18 protein-coding genes and 1 tRNA gene are annotated in these 17,737 nt (G+C 63.5%); 7 read left to right on the top strand and 12 right to left on the bottom strand.

Annotation, left to right across the window (positions count from 1 at the left end):
• Positions 1 to 17: 17 nt before the first annotated feature.
• On the bottom strand, positions 18 to 797 hold the full coding sequence (locus tag HG250_RS08645) for an alpha/beta fold hydrolase (RefSeq protein WP_170004679.1): 780 nt from the start codon (positions 795 to 797) through the stop codon (positions 18 to 20).
• Positions 798 to 873: 76 nt separating this feature from the next.
• On the opposite strand from HG250_RS08645, the gene HG250_RS08640 reads away from it, so the two are divergent.
• The gene (locus HG250_RS08640; protein ID WP_170004677.1) at positions 874 to 2,133 is read left to right on the top strand and encodes an Nramp family divalent metal transporter; all 1,260 of its coding nucleotides are present in this window, start codon (positions 874 to 876) and stop codon (positions 2,131 to 2,133) included.
• Between the two features lie 2 nt (positions 2,134 to 2,135).
• Here HG250_RS08640 and HG250_RS08635 read toward each other — a convergent pair whose 3' ends face one another.
• The 5 genes from HG250_RS08635 to trmD all read right to left on the bottom strand — a co-directional run bounded on the left by HG250_RS08635 (position 2,136) and on the right by trmD (position 7,480).
• Positions 2,136 to 2,780: a 2-hydroxychromene-2-carboxylate isomerase gene (locus tag HG250_RS08635; RefSeq protein WP_170004675.1), complete on the bottom strand. Its 645-nt coding sequence runs from the start codon at positions 2,778 to 2,780 to the stop codon at positions 2,136 to 2,138.
• 17 nt (positions 2,781 to 2,797) lie between these two features.
• Positions 2,798 to 3,823 (bottom strand): aspartate-semialdehyde dehydrogenase, encoded by a 1,026-nt coding sequence (locus HG250_RS08630; RefSeq protein ID WP_170004817.1) that lies wholly within the window; start codon positions 3,821 to 3,823, stop codon positions 2,798 to 2,800.
• A gap of 101 nt (positions 3,824 to 3,924) precedes the next feature.
• Positions 3,925 to 6,129, bottom strand: coding sequence for a S9 family peptidase (locus HG250_RS08625; protein WP_240957018.1), 2,205 nt, complete (start codon positions 6,127 to 6,129; stop codon positions 3,925 to 3,927).
• Between the two features lie 230 nt (positions 6,130 to 6,359).
• Positions 6,360 to 6,737 (bottom strand): 50S ribosomal protein L19, encoded by a 378-nt coding sequence (gene rplS, locus HG250_RS08620; RefSeq protein ID WP_170004671.1) that lies wholly within the window; start codon positions 6,735 to 6,737, stop codon positions 6,360 to 6,362.
• Positions 6,734 to 7,480 (bottom strand): tRNA (guanosine(37)-N1)-methyltransferase TrmD, encoded by a 747-nt coding sequence (gene trmD, locus HG250_RS08615; RefSeq protein ID WP_170004669.1) that lies wholly within the window; start codon positions 7,478 to 7,480, stop codon positions 6,734 to 6,736. Before trmD ends, rplS begins: the two co-directional genes overlap by 4 nt.
• Positions 7,481 to 7,520: 40 nt before the next feature.
• Between trmD and HG250_RS08610 the strand changes: the two genes are divergently transcribed.
• On the top strand, positions 7,521 to 8,474 hold the full coding sequence (locus tag HG250_RS08610) for an NAD(P)/FAD-dependent oxidoreductase (RefSeq protein ID WP_240957017.1): 954 nt from the start codon (positions 7,521 to 7,523) through the stop codon (positions 8,472 to 8,474).
• A 7-nt stretch (positions 8,475 to 8,481) separates the two neighbouring features.
• Here HG250_RS08610 and rimM read toward each other — a convergent pair whose 3' ends face one another.
• From rimM to HG250_RS08585, 5 genes are all read right to left on the bottom strand, one after another.
• Positions 8,482 to 8,976, bottom strand: a complete 495-nt coding sequence (gene rimM / locus HG250_RS08605) for a ribosome maturation factor RimM (protein ID WP_170004667.1) — start codon at positions 8,974 to 8,976, stop codon at positions 8,482 to 8,484.
• Between the two features lie 5 nt (positions 8,977 to 8,981).
• Positions 8,982 to 9,491, bottom strand: coding sequence for a 30S ribosomal protein S16 (rpsP, locus tag HG250_RS08600; RefSeq protein ID WP_170004665.1), 510 nt, complete (start codon positions 9,489 to 9,491; stop codon positions 8,982 to 8,984).
• A gap of 32 nt (positions 9,492 to 9,523) precedes the next feature.
• On the bottom strand, positions 9,524 to 11,011 hold the full coding sequence (gene ffh / locus HG250_RS08595) for a signal recognition particle protein (protein WP_170004663.1): 1,488 nt from the start codon (positions 11,009 to 11,011) through the stop codon (positions 9,524 to 9,526).
• 139 nt (positions 11,012 to 11,150) lie between these two features.
• A tRNA-Ala gene (locus tag HG250_RS08590) sits at positions 11,151 to 11,226 on the bottom strand.
• Positions 11,227 to 11,365: 139 nt separating this feature from the next.
• Positions 11,366 to 11,695, bottom strand: coding sequence for an FYDLN acid domain-containing protein (locus HG250_RS08585; RefSeq protein WP_170004661.1), 330 nt, complete (start codon positions 11,693 to 11,695; stop codon positions 11,366 to 11,368).
• Positions 11,696 to 11,969: 274 nt separating this feature from the next.
• Here HG250_RS08585 and aroA point away from each other — a divergent pair, with 274 nt between their 5' ends.
• The 5 genes from aroA (at position 11,970) to gloB (ending at position 17,069) form a co-directional block, all read left to right on the top strand.
• Positions 11,970 to 13,322, top strand: a complete 1,353-nt coding sequence (gene aroA / locus HG250_RS08580; protein ID WP_170004659.1) for a 3-phosphoshikimate 1-carboxyvinyltransferase — start codon at positions 11,970 to 11,972, stop codon at positions 13,320 to 13,322.
• Positions 13,319 to 13,603 carry a CBU_0592 family membrane protein gene (locus HG250_RS08575; RefSeq protein WP_170004657.1) on the top strand — a complete coding sequence of 95 codons (285 nt, stop codon included), beginning with the start codon at positions 13,319 to 13,321 and terminating at the stop codon, positions 13,601 to 13,603. Before aroA ends, HG250_RS08575 begins: the two co-directional genes overlap by 4 nt.
• The gene (cmk, locus tag HG250_RS08570) at positions 13,600 to 14,223 is read left to right on the top strand and encodes a (d)CMP kinase (RefSeq protein ID WP_170004655.1); all 624 of its coding nucleotides are present in this window, start codon (positions 13,600 to 13,602) and stop codon (positions 14,221 to 14,223) included. Before HG250_RS08575 ends, cmk begins: the two co-directional genes overlap by 4 nt.
• 274 nt (positions 14,224 to 14,497) lie before the next feature.
• A complete protein-coding gene (gene rpsA, locus HG250_RS08565; RefSeq protein WP_170004653.1) occupies positions 14,498 to 16,204 on the top strand; it encodes a 30S ribosomal protein S1 in 1,707 nt (568 codons plus the stop codon).
• Between the two features lie 100 nt (positions 16,205 to 16,304).
• Positions 16,305 to 17,069 carry a hydroxyacylglutathione hydrolase gene (gene gloB, locus HG250_RS08560; RefSeq protein WP_170004651.1) on the top strand — a complete coding sequence of 255 codons (765 nt, stop codon included), beginning with the start codon at positions 16,305 to 16,307 and terminating at the stop codon, positions 17,067 to 17,069.
• Here gloB and HG250_RS08555 read toward each other — a convergent pair.
• Positions 17,066 to 17,695 (bottom strand): flavodoxin family protein, encoded by a 630-nt coding sequence (locus HG250_RS08555; protein ID WP_170004649.1) that lies wholly within the window; start codon positions 17,693 to 17,695, stop codon positions 17,066 to 17,068. The genes gloB and HG250_RS08555 overlap by 4 nt on opposite strands.
• Between the last annotated feature and the right edge of the window lie 42 nt (positions 17,696 to 17,737).

The following is a 17,737-nucleotide window of genomic DNA, read 5'->3' as shown; positions in this document are numbered from 1 at the left end:
CCTGTGCAAGCGCTGAATCATTCGCCATCACCATCCTGCCGGAGGAAGGCGACGATAGCTTCGCCCATCGCTGCCTCGGTCACGCTGCTCATATGCGTTCCCGGTATTTCCTGAAGCCGGGCCGATGGCAGTGCATCGGCCAGCGCCTGAGGCGAACCATTATCCCTGTCCTGCGCCCCGCACAGCACCAGCGTCGGCATTTCTATGGCCGCGAGTTCTTCAGGCGTGGTATCGCTGACGGAATGGAGCAGCAGACGCGCGGCGGGGCGGTCGACCTTCATGCTTTTCATGAACTGCACCGCGAAGAACGCCGGGTCGCCCTGCTTCACGGTTTCGAACCGGTCGATGGCATCGATGAAAAACGCGGCCCGGTCGTTCCAGCCGGCCAGCCCTTCCAGCCCCATGCCCGCCAGAACCAGCCGCCGCGGCGCCAGGCCGCTCACCACGCTGCGCACCGCCGTTCGCGCGCCCAGCGAGAAGCCGACGAGATCGAACGCGTCCAGCCCAAGCGTCTCGACGATGGCGGCAACGTCGCGCGCCAGAACATCGGCAGGATAGGCCGCCGCATCTGCCGGAGCGGCGCTCGCTCCGTGGGCGCGCAGATCGGGCATGATGGGGTCGAACCCTGCTTCGGCAAGGCGCTGTGCATGGCCGAACTTGACCCAGTTCATCCGCGCATCGGAAAACAGGCCGTGCAGCAAGATCACGGGTTTGCCGCCACTCGCCTGTCGCAGACGGTGCACGGCCAGTGGCTGACCGTCGAAGGACGAAATTCGCTGCGTGTCCAGTTCTGTCATATCCGGCCATTTGCCAGCCTGCCGCCGTGCTGGCAATGGAGGCTGCAAACGGGCGGTGATCGGGGATGAGGCAGCGATGAAGGAAGCGGACGAGCAGGTGCCGGCCGGCCGGCAGAAATGGCGGCATCTCGGCCCCGGCATCGTGGTCGCCGCGACCGGGGTCGGCGCAGGCGATCTCGTGGCCACGCTGATCGCGGGATCGCGCTTCGGCTATGCGCTGCTGTGGGCCGCCATCCTCGGCTGCGTGGTTAAGATTGCCCTGTCCGAAGGCTCGGCGCGCTACCACCTCGCCACCGGGTCGACCATCCTCGCCGGTTGGCGTTCGCTGGGCACATGGACCGGCTATTATTTCGGTGTCTACGTCATCGTGTGGGGCTTCATCTACGGCGCCACCGCGATGAGCGCGACCGCCCTGCCGCTTGCGGCCCTGTTTCCCGCCCTGCCGCTGTGGGCGTGGGCCGTAATCGCCGGAGTGGGCGGCTATCTGTTCGTGCGGTTCAATCGCTACGCCATATTCGAGACTGTCATGAAGATCATGGTGGGAGTGATGTTCGTCATCATGGTTGGGCTGGCGGTGCTGGTCACGCCCTCGTTGCCGGGTATCGCTTCGGGATTGCAGTTCCACTTGCCGGAAGGGTCGCTGTTCTACACGCTGGGGCTGATCGGCGGGGTCGGCGGCACGGTCACGACAGCGGCCTATGGCTACTGGACGCAGGTGAAAGGATGGCGCGGTATCGGATGGCTGCCGCTGATGCGCCTCGACAATGCGGTGGCCTATGTCGTCACCGGCATCTTCGTCATCGCCATGCTGATCGTGGGCGCGGAAATATTGTTCGCTGCCGGCATTGCGCTGGAGGACAGCGACCGGGGGCTGCTCGGCCTGTCGGACGTGCTGGCGGCCCGTTACGGCCGCTTCACCGCCATCGCCTTCCTGATCGGCTTCGCTGCCACGGCCATGTCGTCGCTGCTGGGCGTCTGGCACGGAATGAGCCTGTTCTTCGCCGATTGGTGGTACCAGATGAAGGGCGCGCCCGCTGCAAGCCTGACGGCAGGCGGCGAGGAACAGTCACCCGCCTTCCGCTTCTATCTGGGGTGGCTGACCTTCCCGCCGATGCTGCTCCTGTTCGCGGACCGCCCGTTCCTGCTGGTGATAATCTACGGCACGTTCGGCGCCCTGTTCATGCCATTCCTGGCCGTGACACTGCTGTTGCTGCTGAATTCCACCCGCGTTCCTGCAGAGGCGCGCAATGGCTGGCTGGCGAATGCGGTGCTGGCCGGGTCGGCGGGATTGTTCGTGATATTGACGGCGCAGCAGGTGATCGGCCTGACTGGATAGGATCAGCGTTCAGCGAGGCCATCCTGCTGCATCCGCCACAAGGCGAGTTCGATCCGGTCCTGGCCGAAAAACGGCTCACCCTTGTAGACGAGAGTCGGCACGCCCCAGTGGCCGGCCGCTTCCAGAGCGTCCTGATTGGCCGCGATTTCTCGGTCCAGCGCGGCGGCGTCCCGTTCCGCTTCGGCATCCATTTCCGCCAGGTCCAGCCCCGCGCGCTCTGCTGCTCCCGCAAGATGTTCGCCTTCGTGCCAGCCTTCCGCCCCGCCCCAGATCAGGCGACCGGCCTCATGGGCGAAGGCGATGCCCTTCCCATGCCGCGCCGCCACCTGGCCGAGCCGGGTGATGCGGCGAATATGCGGCTGCTCCTCCGCGATCTTGCGCGTCGTCATGTCCTGAACGATCGGGTCGGGGCGAGGCGGCCCGAACGGGATTTCCAGATATTGCGCCAGACGCACCACGTCCATCAGGGTGTAGCGCAGCCAGTTGGGATGATTGCGTTCGAAGAAATCGGGCTGGCGCAGCGCGAGCGGATAGACCGGCCGCAGGTGCAGCTGCAATGCATGGTCCCGCTCAATCTGGCGGTAACGACCGATGGCAAGATAGCTGTAGGGCGAGCGGAACGAAAAGTAGAGATCGGCTTCATGCATCGCAGCGTTCCCTTTCTTCAGCCCTTTTTCAGGTGACGCCGCCCCAGTAATTCGGCGATCTGCACGGCGTTGAGCGCGGCCCCCTTGCGAAGATTGTCCGACACGCACCACAATGCGAGGCCGTTTTCCACCGTCGGATCGTCGCGCACCCGGCTGACATAGGTGGCGCTGTCGCCCGCGCATTCGACCGGGGTTACGTATCCGCCGTCCTCTCGCTTGTCGACGAGCATGATGCCGGGCGCTTCTCGCAGGATGTTCTGCGCCGTCTGGGCGTCGATCTCGTTTGCGAATTCCAGATTGATCGCTTCGGAATGGCCGACGAACACCGGCACGCGGACGCAGGTGGCGGTGACCTTGATCCTGGGATCGAGGATCTTCTTGGTTTCGACCACCATCTTCCATTCCTCCTTCGTCGAACCGTCGTCGAGGAAAGAGTCGATGTGGGGAATGACGTTAAAGGCGATCTGCTTGGTGAATTTGGTCGGTTCCACGCTGTCACCGACGAAAATGGCCCGGCTCTGTTCGAACAATTCGTCCATTCCCGATTTGCCCGCGCCGGACACGGACTGGTAGGTCGAGACCACGCAGCGAGTGATCGTGGCGGCATCGTGCAAGGGTTTCAGCGCCACGACCATCTGCGCGGTGGAGCAGTTCGGGTTGGCGATGATGTTGCGCTTCGCATATCCGTCGATCGCATCGGGATTTACCTCGGGCACGATCAGCGGCACGTCGGGGTCCATGCGGTAGAGCGAGGAATTGTCGATCACGACGCAGCCTGCCGCCGCCGCCTTGGGCGCATAGGTGCGCGCCGCGTCCGACCCGGCGGCGAACAGGGCGATATCCCAGCCAGCGAAGTCGAAATGTTCGATATTGCGGCATTTCAGCATCTTGCCTGTATCGCCGAATTCCACCTCGCTGCCATGGCTGCGCGCGCTGGCGACTGCGGCCACTTCGTCGCAAGGGAACTCCCGCTCGGCCAGAATGGCCATGATTTCCCGCCCGACATTGCCGGTGGCACCTACGACGACGACGCGATAACCCAATTGCGTTCTCCAGACCTTGTGCGCCCCGCTGGCGCTTTCGTTCAGGGACATAGGCGCTGGACCGCGCAGTTGTAACCCCGCGGCGGTCCGGCCCCTTGCGCTCAATCCGCGGTGCCGTCCGGCGCGACGCCGTTCCTTGCAAGAAATGCCATGATGCTGTTCCAGAGATGCAGGCTGATCATCGGCCCGCCGACCGAATGGGTCTGACCCGGGTAGAGCATCATTTCGAAAGGAACAGCCTCCGCCTGCATCTTTGCAATCAAGGCGCTGCTGTTCTCGAACACGACATTGTCATCCGCCAGCCCGTGGATCAGCAGCAGCGGATCGGTGATGCGCGCTGCGTTTTCGATCACGCCGGACACTGCATAGGGCGCAGGTTCCGTTATCGGATTGCCCATGTAGCGTTCGGTATAATGCGTGTCGTACAATTCCCACTTGGTCACCGGCGCGCCGGCGATCCCGGCGGCATAGAGGCCGGGGTCGGCTTCCAGCATCCGCAGGGTCATGTACCCGCCGTAGGACCAGCCATAGGTGGCGACCTTATCGGCATCGACGAATGCAATCGTCTTGAGGAATTCGGCACCGGCGCGCTGATCCGCGACCTCGACGCTGCCCATCGCGCGGTAGATCGGCTGTTCGAAGGCGACGCCGCGATTGGCGCTGCCGCGATTGTCCAGTTCGAACCAGATGTAGCCGGCATCCACCACCGCCTGCTCCAGAGCGCCTCGCCAGCGCCGCGTCACGACCTGAGCGTGCGGACCGCCGTAGTGATAGAACAGGACCGGACGCTTCTCACCCTCTACAGGCTCCGGGCGGACCATGCGATAATGCAGCGGAGTGCCGTCCGGCCCCTCGATCGTGCCGAATTCCGCCGGACGATGGCTGGCCAGATAAGGCGCGTAAGGGTGATCCGCATCGATGCGGTTTTCAGCAATCCAGGCGAGGCGGTTTCCGCTTGTATCGGCGAGATAGCTTTGCGGCGGCTGCGTATGATTGGACCGCTGCACGATCAGCGTTCGCCCGGCGCTGTCCATGTCAGCAGTATTCACGAACTCCGGATCGCTGAGGCGCTGCACATTTCCAGGCGCAGCAAGATCGAGCGCGTATATCTGCGTCGCCAGGATGTCATCCTTCGTGGCGGTAAAAAAGACGCGGCCTGCCTCCTCGTCCACGCCGACGAGGTCGGTCACCATCCAGTCGCCGGAGGTCAGCGGGCGGAAGTCACCATCGGTCAAATGATAGAGATGGCCGAACCCGCCCCTTTCCGACCACCAGATGAGCGAGCCGTCTTTCAGGAAACGGTAATTGTCGGTCAGATTGATCCAGCTACGCGGCGCGCTTTCCTCGGTGAACAGAACCCGCGACGCGCCGGTCGCCGGATCGACAGCCAGCATGTCCAGCCGGGTCTGTTCGCGGTTCTGGCGCTGGACATAGAGGGTGCGGCCATCCGGTGCCCAGTCGACCCGCGCCAGATAGATATCGCGCTCGTTGCCGAGGTCCACCTGCACCCGCTCCGTCCCATCTGGGTCCATGATAAAAAGGGCGATGTCGACATTGGCCGTTCCGGCGAGGGGATAGCGCTGCTCGAAGGTTTCGGTGCCCTCCGCGCCGATCGCGGCACGGGTGACCGTTGCAACGGGTTCTTCGTCGAACCGGGCGACGGCGATGCGCCTGTCGTCGGGGTTCCACCAATAGCCCGTGCGGCGGCCGATTTCCTCCTGCGCGACGAATTCGGCTTCGCCCCAGTGGACGGTGCCTGCCGTTTCGGGCGGCGTGATGGCGACGGGTTCGGCGCCGCCAAGCTGGCCGGTAAACAGCCTGCCATCGCGCACGAACGACACGAAACCGCCACGGGGGCTGAGCGCGGGGTTGAGTTCGCCCGCCTCGGTATTGGTCAGGCGGCGAACGTTGCCATCCAGCGCGGCGTAATAGAGGTCCCCCTCCACCGGCACCAGCAGCCCCTCGCCATCCGCCGCCCACTCATAGTTGACAATGCCCTTCAGGCTGCCGATCCGCAGCCTCTCGCGCTGCATCTTCTCAGCTTCGGAGAGCGCACGGCCGGATCCCAGCTTTTCGCTGTCGACCAGCATCCGCCAGTCTTCCGTCTCGCGGTCATAGGCCCAGAGATCGTAGCGCTCCCGATCGGTTTCGCGGTTCCGCAGCAGGGTCAGGTAACGCCCATCCGGCGACAGCTTTACCCCGCGCGGCGCAGCGCCGTCGAGCGAGGGACTGGCAAAGACGCGCGCAAAGTCCAGCTCGCCCGCAGCGGTGGCCGGAGCGGATGCGGCATCGGATCGGTCGGACATGGGCGTTTCCTGCGCGGAAAGGGGCTGGCCGAATGCCATAAGCGCCCAGGGCGCAGCGCATACGGCGGCAAGCAGATGGAGATTGCGGATCGTCATGGATAAAGTGTCCGGGAGAGAACGGCTGAACCGGGTCCTGTTGGCCAAAGGGCGCCCAAATGCAAAAAGGCGCCCCAGCCATAAAGCCGGAACGCCCCTTTTTCAAACGACCGCCAATAAGCAGCAGTCGGTTCTCAGCTGCCCTTGGGCGCGTTGTCGCGGCGTTCCGCGATACGCGCGCGCTTGCCGGTGCGGCCGCGCAGATAATACAGCTTGGCCCGGCGCACGATGCCGCGGCGCACGACCGTCAGGCTGTCGATGATGGGCGAGTAGAGCGGGAACACACGCTCCACGCCTTCGCCGAAGCTCATCTTGCGGACGGTGAAGTTGCTGCCCATGCCGCGATTGGAGCGGGCGATGACAACGCCTTCGAAATTCTGGACACGTTCACGCGTGCCTTCGACAACGCGCACACCGACGCGGACGGTATCGCCAGCGCGGAATTCGGGGATTTCCTTGCCCGCGGAAAGGGCGCCGATTGCTTCGGCTTCGAGGGTCTGGATCAGATTCACTGGTCCGCTTCCTTATCTTCATGCCGCACGCCAGAGGCAGGTCGGGCCCGAACGCCACCATGGCGTTCCCAAAGGTCCGGCCTGCGTAACCGAGTATGATCTTCGGACATGGCCTTGCGCCAGCCTGCGATCTTCGCATGATCCCCCGATCGCAGCACTTCGGGGATCATGCGCCCTTCCCATTCCACAGGGCGGGTATATTGCGGATGTTCGAGCAGCCCTTCCTCGAAGGATTCCTCGACACCGCTGGAAGCCGCGCCCATTACGCCGGGCAGCAGCCGAATGCAAGCATCCAGTATCGACAGGGCCGCCATCTCGCCACCCGACAGCACGATATCGGCCAGCGAGACCTCCTCGATCGGGCGGGCGGCGAAAATCCTTTCGTCGAACCCTTCGAAGCGGCCACACAGCAGCGTCACGCCCGCACCCTGCACCAGCGAGCGGATCCGCGCCTGGGTAATCGGCTGGCCCCGCGGCGTCATGGCGAGAACGGGGGCATCCGGCTGGCGCGCAATGGCGTGATCCACCGCCGCACCCAGCACATCCGCCTTCAGCACCATGCCCGCACCGCCGCCTGCGGGCGTATCATCCACGGTGCGATGCCGGTCGCTTGCAAAGTCACGGATCTGCACTGTATCGAGCGTCCAGCGCCCGTCCTCCAGCGCCCGGCCGGCGAGCGAATGGCCGAGAGGTCCGGGGAACATTTCCGGATAAAGCGTTAGAACGGTTGCGGCAAAGGACATGGGCACGCCATGGCCCTCAGGAAAGGGATTTGGCAAGCGGATGGGCAGGAAAATGGATGCTGAAGGCAAATCGGACACTGTCCATGTGGACGATTGCATCATAATCGGTGCCGGACCAGCCGGGCTGACGGCGGCGATATATCTGGCCCGGTTCCACCTCTCCATCCGGCTGTTCGATTGCGGCACTTCGCGTGCGGCCCTGATCCCCCGCACGCATAATCATGCCGGCTATCCCGGCGGCATCAGGGGCACTGCCCTGCTGGCGCTGATGCAGCAGCAGGCGGCGGAGTTCGGCGCTGTTCGCGAAGAGAGGCGGGTTGAGAGCCTCAGGAAAGACGGCCAGTTTTTCGAAGTCACCACCGGGGAACGAACAGTCAAGGCCCGCACCGTGTTGATCGCGACCGGCGTTTTCAATCGCCACCCGCCCGAAATGGCGGACGATCTGCACGATGCGGCACTGGAACGCGGCCTGCTGCGCTACTGCCCGATCTGCGACGGTTACGAGGTGACGGACAGGAAGGTCGCCGTCATCGGCACGGGCGATCACGGGACGGCGGAGGCGCTGTTCCTGCGCGGCTATACACGCGACCTGACCTTGATTTCGCCTGACGGCGAACACGATCTCGATGATGCCTGCAATACCAAGCTGGATGAAGCAGGCATTATTCGAAAATCAGGTCCATGCGGCAGCTACGCTATCGAAGGCGACAGGCTGGCCGTCGAAACCGCCGACGGTATGCTCGCATTCGACAGCGTCTATCCGGCGCTGGGTTCTCACATCCGGTCCGAACTGGCGGTCGATGTCGGCGCGACAGCATCGGAAGACGGATGCCTGGACGTCGATGAACATCAGCGCACCAGCGTGGAAGGTCTGTTTGCGGCGGGCGATGTCGTGAAAGGTCTGGACCAGATCAGCCATGCCATGGGCCAGGCGGGAGTCGCCGCAACCACGATCCGCAACTATCTGGCCGACAAATACACGCTCTATCGCTAAACGGCAGTCAGTCCGCGTCTGCGTAAGCGGGATCGATCACCAGCCGCTCGCTGTCCCAGGACGGTATAGCTTCGGAGGTCATCGGCACCATGAAGCGCTTGCCGCCCTGACGCTCCACCTCCACGATATCCGTCGCGCCGAAATTCTCCACCGCCACGATCGTTCCGACGGCATTACCATCCGGCGTCTGCACGGGAAGGCCCAGCAGATCGGCGTGGTAATATTCACCTTCCTCAAGCGTGGGCATATCATCGCGCGGAACTGTCAGAACCGTTCCGCGCAGGGCTTCGGCAGCATTGCGATCCGCCACTTCGGCGAAGCGGGCGACCGCCCCGCCCTTGTTGTCGCTGCGAATTTTCTTCAGCGTTAACGCGCCAGCGTTGAAGGCGCGGAAAGCCTTCAGGCTCTCCACGCCTTCGCCGAACAGTTTCAGGCGAACCTCACCCGTGATGCCATGCGCGCCGGTCACGGCGGCCAGCGTCACGGGCTCGTTTCGTGCCAAGGCGTTCAGCCTTCGGTCTTGGCTTCGGTTTGGGCTTCACCGGCCGTTTCGGCGGTTTCGGCAGCGGCGTTCTCTTCGCCAGCGGTCGCGCCCGATGCGGCTTCTGCCGGAGCTTCCTCTTCCTTGGCAGGAGCGTTCCTGGCTTCTTCTTCGGCAGCCTTCAGGGCTTCTGCGGCTTCGGCAGCCTTGGTGGCGCGTTCTTCGGCGCGTTCGGTCGCCTTCTCGCCCGGCTTGCCCTTGTTGGGGTTGTTGCGCGCGTCACGCTCGCGGATGCCGGCAGCGTCGAGGAAGCGCAGCACGCGGTCGCTGGGCTGTGCGCCGACGCCGAGCCAGTAGCGGGCACGATCTTCGTTCAACTGAACGCGCTTCTCGTCATCCTTGGCCAGCAGCGGATTATAGGTGCCGATCTGCTCCAGATATTTGCCGTCGCGCGGCGCACGGTTGTCGGCAGCGACGATGCGGTAATAAGGACGCTTCTTCGCGCCACCGCGGGAAAGACGGATTGCAATTGCCATGGATTATACCTTTCTGAAATAGATATCTGAATTTACTTGTTCTTGTTATTGAAAAGATCCTGAAGTTCGGGCGGAATATCGCCGCCGCTGCCGCCAGGACCACCAAGACCCGGCAAACCGCCGCCGCCCGGCCCGCCGAGACCGGACCCTCCCAGACCAGGCATAGCTGCGCCCATCCCGCCCTTGCCGAACAGCGCGCCAAGGCCCTTCAATCCGCCCATCTTGCGAATCTGCTTCATCGCCTTGCCCATTTCCTGGTGCATCTTGAGCAGTCGGTTCAGATCCTGCACCTGAAGGCCGGACCCGGCGGCCACACGGCGCTTGCGCTTGGCGTTCAGGATCGCCGGATTGGCGCGCTCCTTCACTGTCATCGATCCGATGAGCGCGTCCATATGCACCAGCACCTTGTCGTCCATCCCGCTCTGCTGCAGGGCGGCCTTGGCCTTCTTCATGCCCGGCATCATTCCCGCGAGCATGCCCAGCCCGCCCATGTTCTGCATCTGGCGAAGCTGGGTGCGCAGGTCATTCAGGTCGAACTGCCCCTTCGACATGCGGCGAGCGAGTTCCTCGGCCTCTTCCGCCTTGACCGCGGTGGCAGCGCGCTCGACCAGGCTGACGACATCGCCCATGCCAAGGATGCGATTGGCAACGCGGCTGGGGTGGAACGCCTCCAGCGCATCGAGCTTCTCGCCCGTGCCGGCGAATTTGATCGGCCGGCCGGTCACAGCCCGCATCGACAGGGCCGCACCGCCGCGCGCATCGCCGTCCATCCGCGTCAGGATCACGCCGGTAAGGTCGACCTCGCCCGAGAAGTTCTGCGCGACGTTCACCGCATCCTGCCCGGTCAGCGAATCGACCACCAGCAGCGTTTCCGTCGGGCTGGAAACAGCGGACACCGCCTTCATCTCCGCCATCAGCGCTTCGTCGACATGCAGGCGGCCAGCCGTGTCCAGCAGCAGCACGTCAGCGGCCTGCAATCTGGCTGATTCGAGCGCGCGGCGGGCGATATCGACCGGCTGCTGCCCGGTGACGATCGGCAGTGTTGCGACGCCGGTCTGTTCGCCCAGCACCGCCAGCTGCTCCTGAGCGGCAGGCCGGTTGACGTCCAGCGACGCCATCAACGACTTCTTGCCGTGTTTCTCGCGAATATATGTCGCCAGCTTGGCCGTCGTGGTCGTCTTGCCCGATCCCTGCAGGCCGACCATCATGATGACGACCGGCGGCTTCGCCTCCAGCATCAGGTCGATGTGACCTTCGCCGCCGAGCATCTCGACCAGTTCGTCATTGACGATCTTGACGACCTGCTGGCCGGGCGTCACCGATTTCAGAACGTCCTGCCCGACCGCCTTTTCCGTCACCGCATCGACGAAGCGGCGCACGACCGGCAAGGCGACATCGGCCTCGAGCAAGGCGATACGCACTTCGCGCATGGCGCCGCGCACGTCATCCTCACGAAGCGCGCCGCGCCCGCGCAGCTTGTCGAAAACGCCGCCAAGGCGATCGGAAAGGGAATCGAACATCGCTTACACTCCCGTCCGGCCTGATCGGCCCTTGCGGCGCTAAACGCCAAAAACGCCAGCGGACGAAACCTCGTCGGCTGGCGCGCGGCCATTCGGCCGACTGCAATCTGTAACCATCACCTTCATAACATGAAAATGATGGTGGAGCCTAGCGGGATCGAACCGCTGACCTCCTGCATGCCATGCAGGCGCTCTCCCAGCTGAGCTAAGGCCCCATCTGTCCGTGCCCGACCTGCGTTGAAGCCACCGGGCGCTGACTGGATGGGCCGTTTATGGCCGGCTGGCCGGAATGGCAAGGCTCTTTTTCGCCTCCGCATTCCGTCCAGCCATCAACGGACCAACCGACAGGCGATATCAGCTTTCGGGTTCCTCGTCGTCACCCTTGCCCTTGCTGACGCCGAGATCGTCGTCACCGCCCAGGTCGACATCATTGTCCGGCGAATCGTCATCCTCGTCGATATCGTCCAGATCGTCATCGGCCAGATCCGAATCCGCCTCGCTGTCGTCGTCCTTCTTTTTCTCCGTATCCTCGAAGGGAATCGGCTGCTTGGACTTCAGGACCGGTTCGGGGTTCCATTCCTCGTCGCATTCGATGCATTTCACCGGCTCGTCATTGCCGAGATCGTAGAAGCGGGTGCCGCATTTCGGGCACGTACGTTTCGTACCCCATTCAGGCTTGACCATAGCATTTCCTCGATAGGTAAGCCCGCGAACAGGGCGGGCAGTAAATCCGAATAATCCCGATGTGGCTCGAAGCCGTCGGCAGTCAAGGACAACCATGACAGCCATCCGCAAAACCGCAGTGCTGCTGGCCGCAGGAACATCTCCGACGGGGCAGCCAACGGGCACCGGCGCGCCTTGCCATAGGGGCTGCCCCCTGTCAAAAGCCGCGCGTTCCCGCTCTGCACTCGCGCCCTGCGCCATCCGCCTGCTCTTCGGAAAGCCGCTGATTTCTCCTATGATCGCTGGATCCGCATCGCCGCACCGTTTCATTCCCGCAGGACCGCTGCGAGGCGAAATTCGCGTGCCGGGCGACAAGTCGATCAGCCACCGGGCGCTTATCCTGGCTGCACTCGCCATCGGGGAAAGCCGCATTTCCGGCCTTCTGGAAGGTGAGGATGTGCTGGCCACCGCAGCAGCCCTGCGAGCGATGGGCTCGGCGATCGAGAAGCAGGACGATGGCGCATGGCACGTTCATGGCGTCGGCGTCGGCGGCTTGTTGCAACCCGCCGGCGCGCTCGACATGGGGAACAGCGGCACCTCCACCCGGCTGCTGATGGGTCTGGTCGCGAGCCATGGGATTACCGCGGCCTTCACCGGCGATGCCAGCCTGTCGCGCCGCCCCATGCAGCGCGTGACCGAGCCGCTGTCGGCCATGGGTGCCGATTTTACCGCCAGCCCCGGCACGACCCTGCCGATCATTATGCGCGGCCTCTGCCCCGCCGTACCGATCCGCTATCGCCTGCCCGTGGCCAGCGCGCAGGTGAAAAGCGCGATCCTCCTCGCCGGGCTGAACACACCGGGCACCACCACGATCATCGAACCCGTACCGACGCGGGATCACACCGAAAGAATGCTGCGCGGCTTCGGCGCGGCTCTCGACATCGCGGAGGAGAACGGCGAGCGTGTCATCCATCTGCACGGCGAATGCGATCTCTCGCCGCAGTCGCTCGAGGTGCCGGGCGACCCGTCATCGGCGGCCTTCTTCATCGTCGCCGCGCTGATCGTACCCGGCAGCGACATCACCATCGGCAATGTCGGCATGAACGAAACCCGCACCGGGCTGATCGCCGTGCTCCGTTCCATGGGTGGACGGATCGAGGAATCCGGCCGGCGCGAAGTCGGAGGCGAGCCGGTGGCCGATTTACGTGTCCGCCATTCAGCATTGAAGGGGATCGCCATAGACCCTGCGCTCGCCCCTTCGATGATCGACGAATTTCCCGCCCTGTTCGTGGCTGCTTCGGTGGCGCAGGGGCGCACGATCACCAGCGGACTGGAGGAATTGCGGGTGAAGGAATCTGACAGGCTGTCGGTCATGGCCGCGGCGCTGACCCGGGCGGGCGCGAATGTCACCGAAACTCAAGATGGGCTGGTGATCGAGGGCACGGGCGGCGACCCGCTGCCGGGTACATCTTCCGATGGCGAGCCTTGCGTCACCCATCTCGATCACCGCATCGCCATGAGCATGGCCATGGCGGGGCTGTTCAGCCGCAATGGAGTCTCGATCGACGACACACGGCCGATCGCCACCAGCTTTCCCACCTTCGTCAACCTGCTCGAACAGGCGACCGGACGAGGCGGCACGGCATGACGTCCCTGCCGATCATGGATTCCGGCACCGCGAATATCGTCGGTTTTGCCGGCATGGTGCTGATCGTCGCGGCCTATGCCTATGTCACCGCAGTTAAACAGCCCAACCCTGTCATGCTGCATGGCACCAATCTTGTCGGCGCTGCCCTGCTCGCTCTGTCGCTGCTGGTGAATACCAACCTGCCTTCGCTCGTCCTCGAAGGCGTCTGGGCCAGCGTGGCGATCTGGGGCCTTGTAAAGGCAATCCGCACACAGCGCCGGAACAGGACCGAAGACCCATGATTATCGCAGTCGATGGCCCGACCGCATCGGGCAAGGGCACCGTAGCAAGGGCCATTGCGGCCCGGTATGGCCTCCCGCACCTCGACACGGGCCTTCTCTACCGCGCCGTAGGCTGGCAGGTCGCTGCCGATGGCGGCGATCCGGATAGCGAAGCGGATGCGCTCGCCGCCGTGCGGTTTGCCGACGATCTTCTGGGCCATCCCGAACTGCGGCACGAAGCGACAGGCGCCCTGGCCAGCAGGGTGTCAATCCACCCGGCCGTGCGCAAGGCGCTTTTTGATCGGCAGCGCATTTTCGCCACCCAATCGGGGGGTGCCGTGCTGGACGGGCGCGATATCGGCACCGTCATCGCCCCTGATGCCGAGGTGAAGCTGTTCGTGACCGCCAGTGTCGAGGCGCGCGCGCAGCGCCGCTTTCGCGAAATGCAGGGCAACGGTGTCGCCGTGACTCTAGCGGAAATTGAAAGCGATCTGCGCCGACGCGACGAACGCGACCGCAACCGCAGTGAAGCGCCCTTGATGACTGCGCGCGATGCACGGGTGCTCGATTCGACTGCGCTGGACAAGGATGAGGCTGTTGCCGCGGCCATCGCGATAGTCGAAGAGTTCCGCCCCCGCTGAAGACTGCGGCTTTCGCTTGCTTTCCGAGGCGATCGGCGCTAAGCGCCCGACCGTTCGACATGCCGGATGGTCATGGTCGAAGGCAGCTTTCGAGCATGACAGGTTTTCGCAAGAAGGCGCTTCACCGCCTGCCGAACCGGCCCGTTCCGCCCTCGCCAGCCCCGGTATGCAGAGCCCCTGCCGCGGCATTCGGCCCGGTGGGGAGATCGGCCAACAAGACCGGCGGATACAACCGCCTGGCCGGACAAAACGTGAAGTCAGGATCAACACCAGCATGGCATCTACCGCCAACCCCACGCGTTCCGATTTCGAAGCGCTTCTCAACGAACAACTCGGCAATGCCGACGATGGCGGCTTCGAAGGCCGCGTTGTCAAGGGCACCGTGACCGCCATCGAAGGCGGCGCTGCCACCATCGACGTCGGGCTCAAGAGCGAAGGCCGCATCGACCTCAAGGAATTCATGCGCGGCGAAGACGATCACGGCCTGTCGGTCGGTGATGAAGTCGAAGTGTATGTCGACCGCGTCGAAAATGCCGATGGCGAAGCGATGCTCAGCCGCGATCGCGCCCGCCGCGAAGCCGCCTGGGACAAGCTGGAAAGCGAATTCGGCGAAGGCAAGCGCGTCGATGGCCGTATCTTCGGCCGCGTGAAGGGCGGCTTCACCGTCGATCTCGACGGCGCCGTGGCCTTCCTGCCCGGCAGCCAGGTCGATATCCGCCCCGTGCGCGACGTGACTCCGCTGATGGACATGCCGCAGCCTTTCCAGATCCTGAAGATGGATCGCCGCCGCGGCAATATCGTGGTTTCGCGCCGTGCGGTGCTGGAAGAAACCCGCGCCGAACAGCGCAGCGAACTGATCAACGATCTTGCCGAAGGCCAGGTTATCGACGGCGTGGTCAAGAACATCACCGACTATGGTGCCTTCGTGGATCTGGGCGGCATCGACGGCCTGCTGCATGTTACCGACATGAGCTACAAGCGGGTCAATCACCCCAGCGAGATCATCAATATCGGCGATACCGTCACGGTGCAGATCATCCGCATCAATGCCGAAACCCAGCGCATCAGCCTCGGCATGAAGCAGCTGGAAAGCGACCCGTGGGACGGCGTTTCGGCCAAGTATCCGGTCGGCATGAAGCTGACGGGCAATGTCACCAACATCACAGAATATGGCGCATTCGTCGAACTGGAACCCGGCATCGAAGGCCTGGTCCATGTCTCCGAAATGAGCTGGACCAAGAAGAACGTCCATCCCGGCAAGATCGTCTCGACCTCGCAGGAAGTCGAAGTGGTCGTGCTGGAGGTCGATTCGGACAAACGCCGCATTTCGCTTGGCCTTAAGCAGGCGCAGGGCAACCCCTGGGAAGAATTCGCGGACGCCCATCCGGTCGGCTCCAAAGTGTCCGGCGAAGTCAAGAACGCCACCGAATTCGGCCTGTTCATCGGCCTCGACGGCGACGTCGATGGCATGGTCCACATGTCCGACATCGCCTGGGGTATCTCGGGCGAAGACGCGCTGGCGCTGCACCGCAAGGGCGAGCAGGTCGAAGCCGTCGTTCTGGATGTCGACACCGACAAGGAACGCATCAGCCTCGGCATGAAGCAGCTGGAAAAGGGCGCGCCGTCCGCCGAAGGCGCGACCGGCGACGCTCTCCGCCGCGGCAGCATCGTTACCGTCACCGTGCTCGAAGTCCGCGATGGCGGGCTGGAAGTCCAGGTCGGCGAAGACGGCGCGACTGGCTTCATCAAGCGTTCGGACCTCGGCCGCGACCGTGACGAGCAGCGTCCCGACCGGTTCCAGACCGGCCAGAAGGTCGATGCCATGGTCACCGGTTTCGACCGGTCGAAGAAGCCCAACTTCTCGATCAAGGCCTATCAGATTTCGGAAGAGAAGCAGGCCGTCGAACAATACGGATCGTCCGCTTCGGGCGCATCGCTTGGCGACATCCTCGGCGAAGCGCTGAAGAAGTCCGACAGCTAAGCACTGTTTGGCATTGCTGCCGAAAGCATGAAGGAGGCCCGCCTGCTCACAGGAGCAGGCGGGCCTTTCGCATTCAGAGGAACGGCGCTAGACTGCGCCGATGCTAGAGATCCATCAATTCCCGTGCCTGTCCGACAATTACGGGTTCCTGCTCCACGATCCGGACAGCGGGGAGACGGTCTGCATCGACACGCCCGAGGCCGATGTCATCCTGCGCGAAGCCGATACGAAGGGCTGGAAAATCACGCAGATCTGGAACACGCATTGGCATCCCGATCATGCTGGAGGAAACGAGGCCATCAAGGCAGCGACCGGCTGCAGGATCGTGGCACCCACAGGCGAAAGGGACAGGATTGCAGGTGTCGACCGGATGGTAAGCCATGGGGATCGCGTCAATATCGGCGATCATGGCGCGGCGGTTATCGACGTTGGCGGACACACGGCCGGCCATATCGCATATCATCTGCCGGACGCTGAAATAGCTTTCGTAGGGGATTCTTTATTTGCGCTGGGCTGCGGCCGGATGTTCGAAGGAACGCCGGAACAGTTCTGGGCCAGTCTGCAACGCATCAAGGCTCTGCCCGCAGCAACCATGCTGTATTGCGCACATGAATATACTGCGGCCAATGCCAAATTCGCCCTGCACGCCGATCCCGACAACCGCGAGCTTCAGGCCTATGCTGCGGAGATCGCTGAGCAGCGGATCGAGGGAAAAGCCACTGTGCCGACCAGGCTGGGCCGCGAACTCGCCACTAATCCCTTCCTTCGGGCCGATTCGCCGGAAATGCAGGCGCGCTGGGGCGGCACAGCCTCACATGAGACTTTCGCCGCCCTGCGCAATGCCAAGGATAGTTTCGCCGGTTAGCTGCCTGTTCCCGGGTAAGGATCGGCCTTGAGCAGCCCCGCCAGATGCGCTGCGTTCGAAGCCTCCATCTTCGCGGTTTGCGTCACCTTGTCCGGCGTCTCGTCCAGATCCTTGAAATCGGTGCTACCCAGGGCCTCGCCCACCCAATAGCTGGCGGCAGACGGCGGGATCGACCAGCCCGTATCGCTGAGGGATTGATATAGCTGCGCCGAAAGCCAGTGAGCGCCATCCTCATTCCCGACGATTGCCGCAACAGCCACCTTGCCGAAGCTGGGCATTCGGCCGCAATCATCCGTCTCGCTCAGGAAGGCATCCATGCGTTCCAGCACACGTTTGCCAATTGAACCGAGCTGTCCCATCCAGACGGGCCCGCCGAAAATCAATATGTCATGTGCCAGGATCTTTTCACGAATGACGGGCCAGTCGTCGCCCTCGCCTTCGTCGGAGGTTACACCCGGCAGGACGTTGAAGTCTGCGATCCGGATGGTTTCGGCGACCGGCACGTCGTAGGACGCGAGATGTTTTTGCAGCACGCCGATCATCACGTCGGTCGAGCTCTTCTCGCCTCCCGACTTCTTCAGCGAACAATTGATAGCGATTGCGGAAAGCGACTTGGAAGCTGACAATGATTTTCTCCTTCTATGGGAAGGAGAGCGCGTAAAGCCGCC

Source organism: Pseudopontixanthobacter vadosimaris, assembly GCF_012979275.1.
Taxonomy (GTDB): Bacteria; Pseudomonadota; Alphaproteobacteria; order Sphingomonadales; family Sphingomonadaceae; genus Pseudopontixanthobacter; species Pseudopontixanthobacter vadosimaris.
This window is presented reverse-complemented; position numbering and strand designations above follow the sequence as displayed.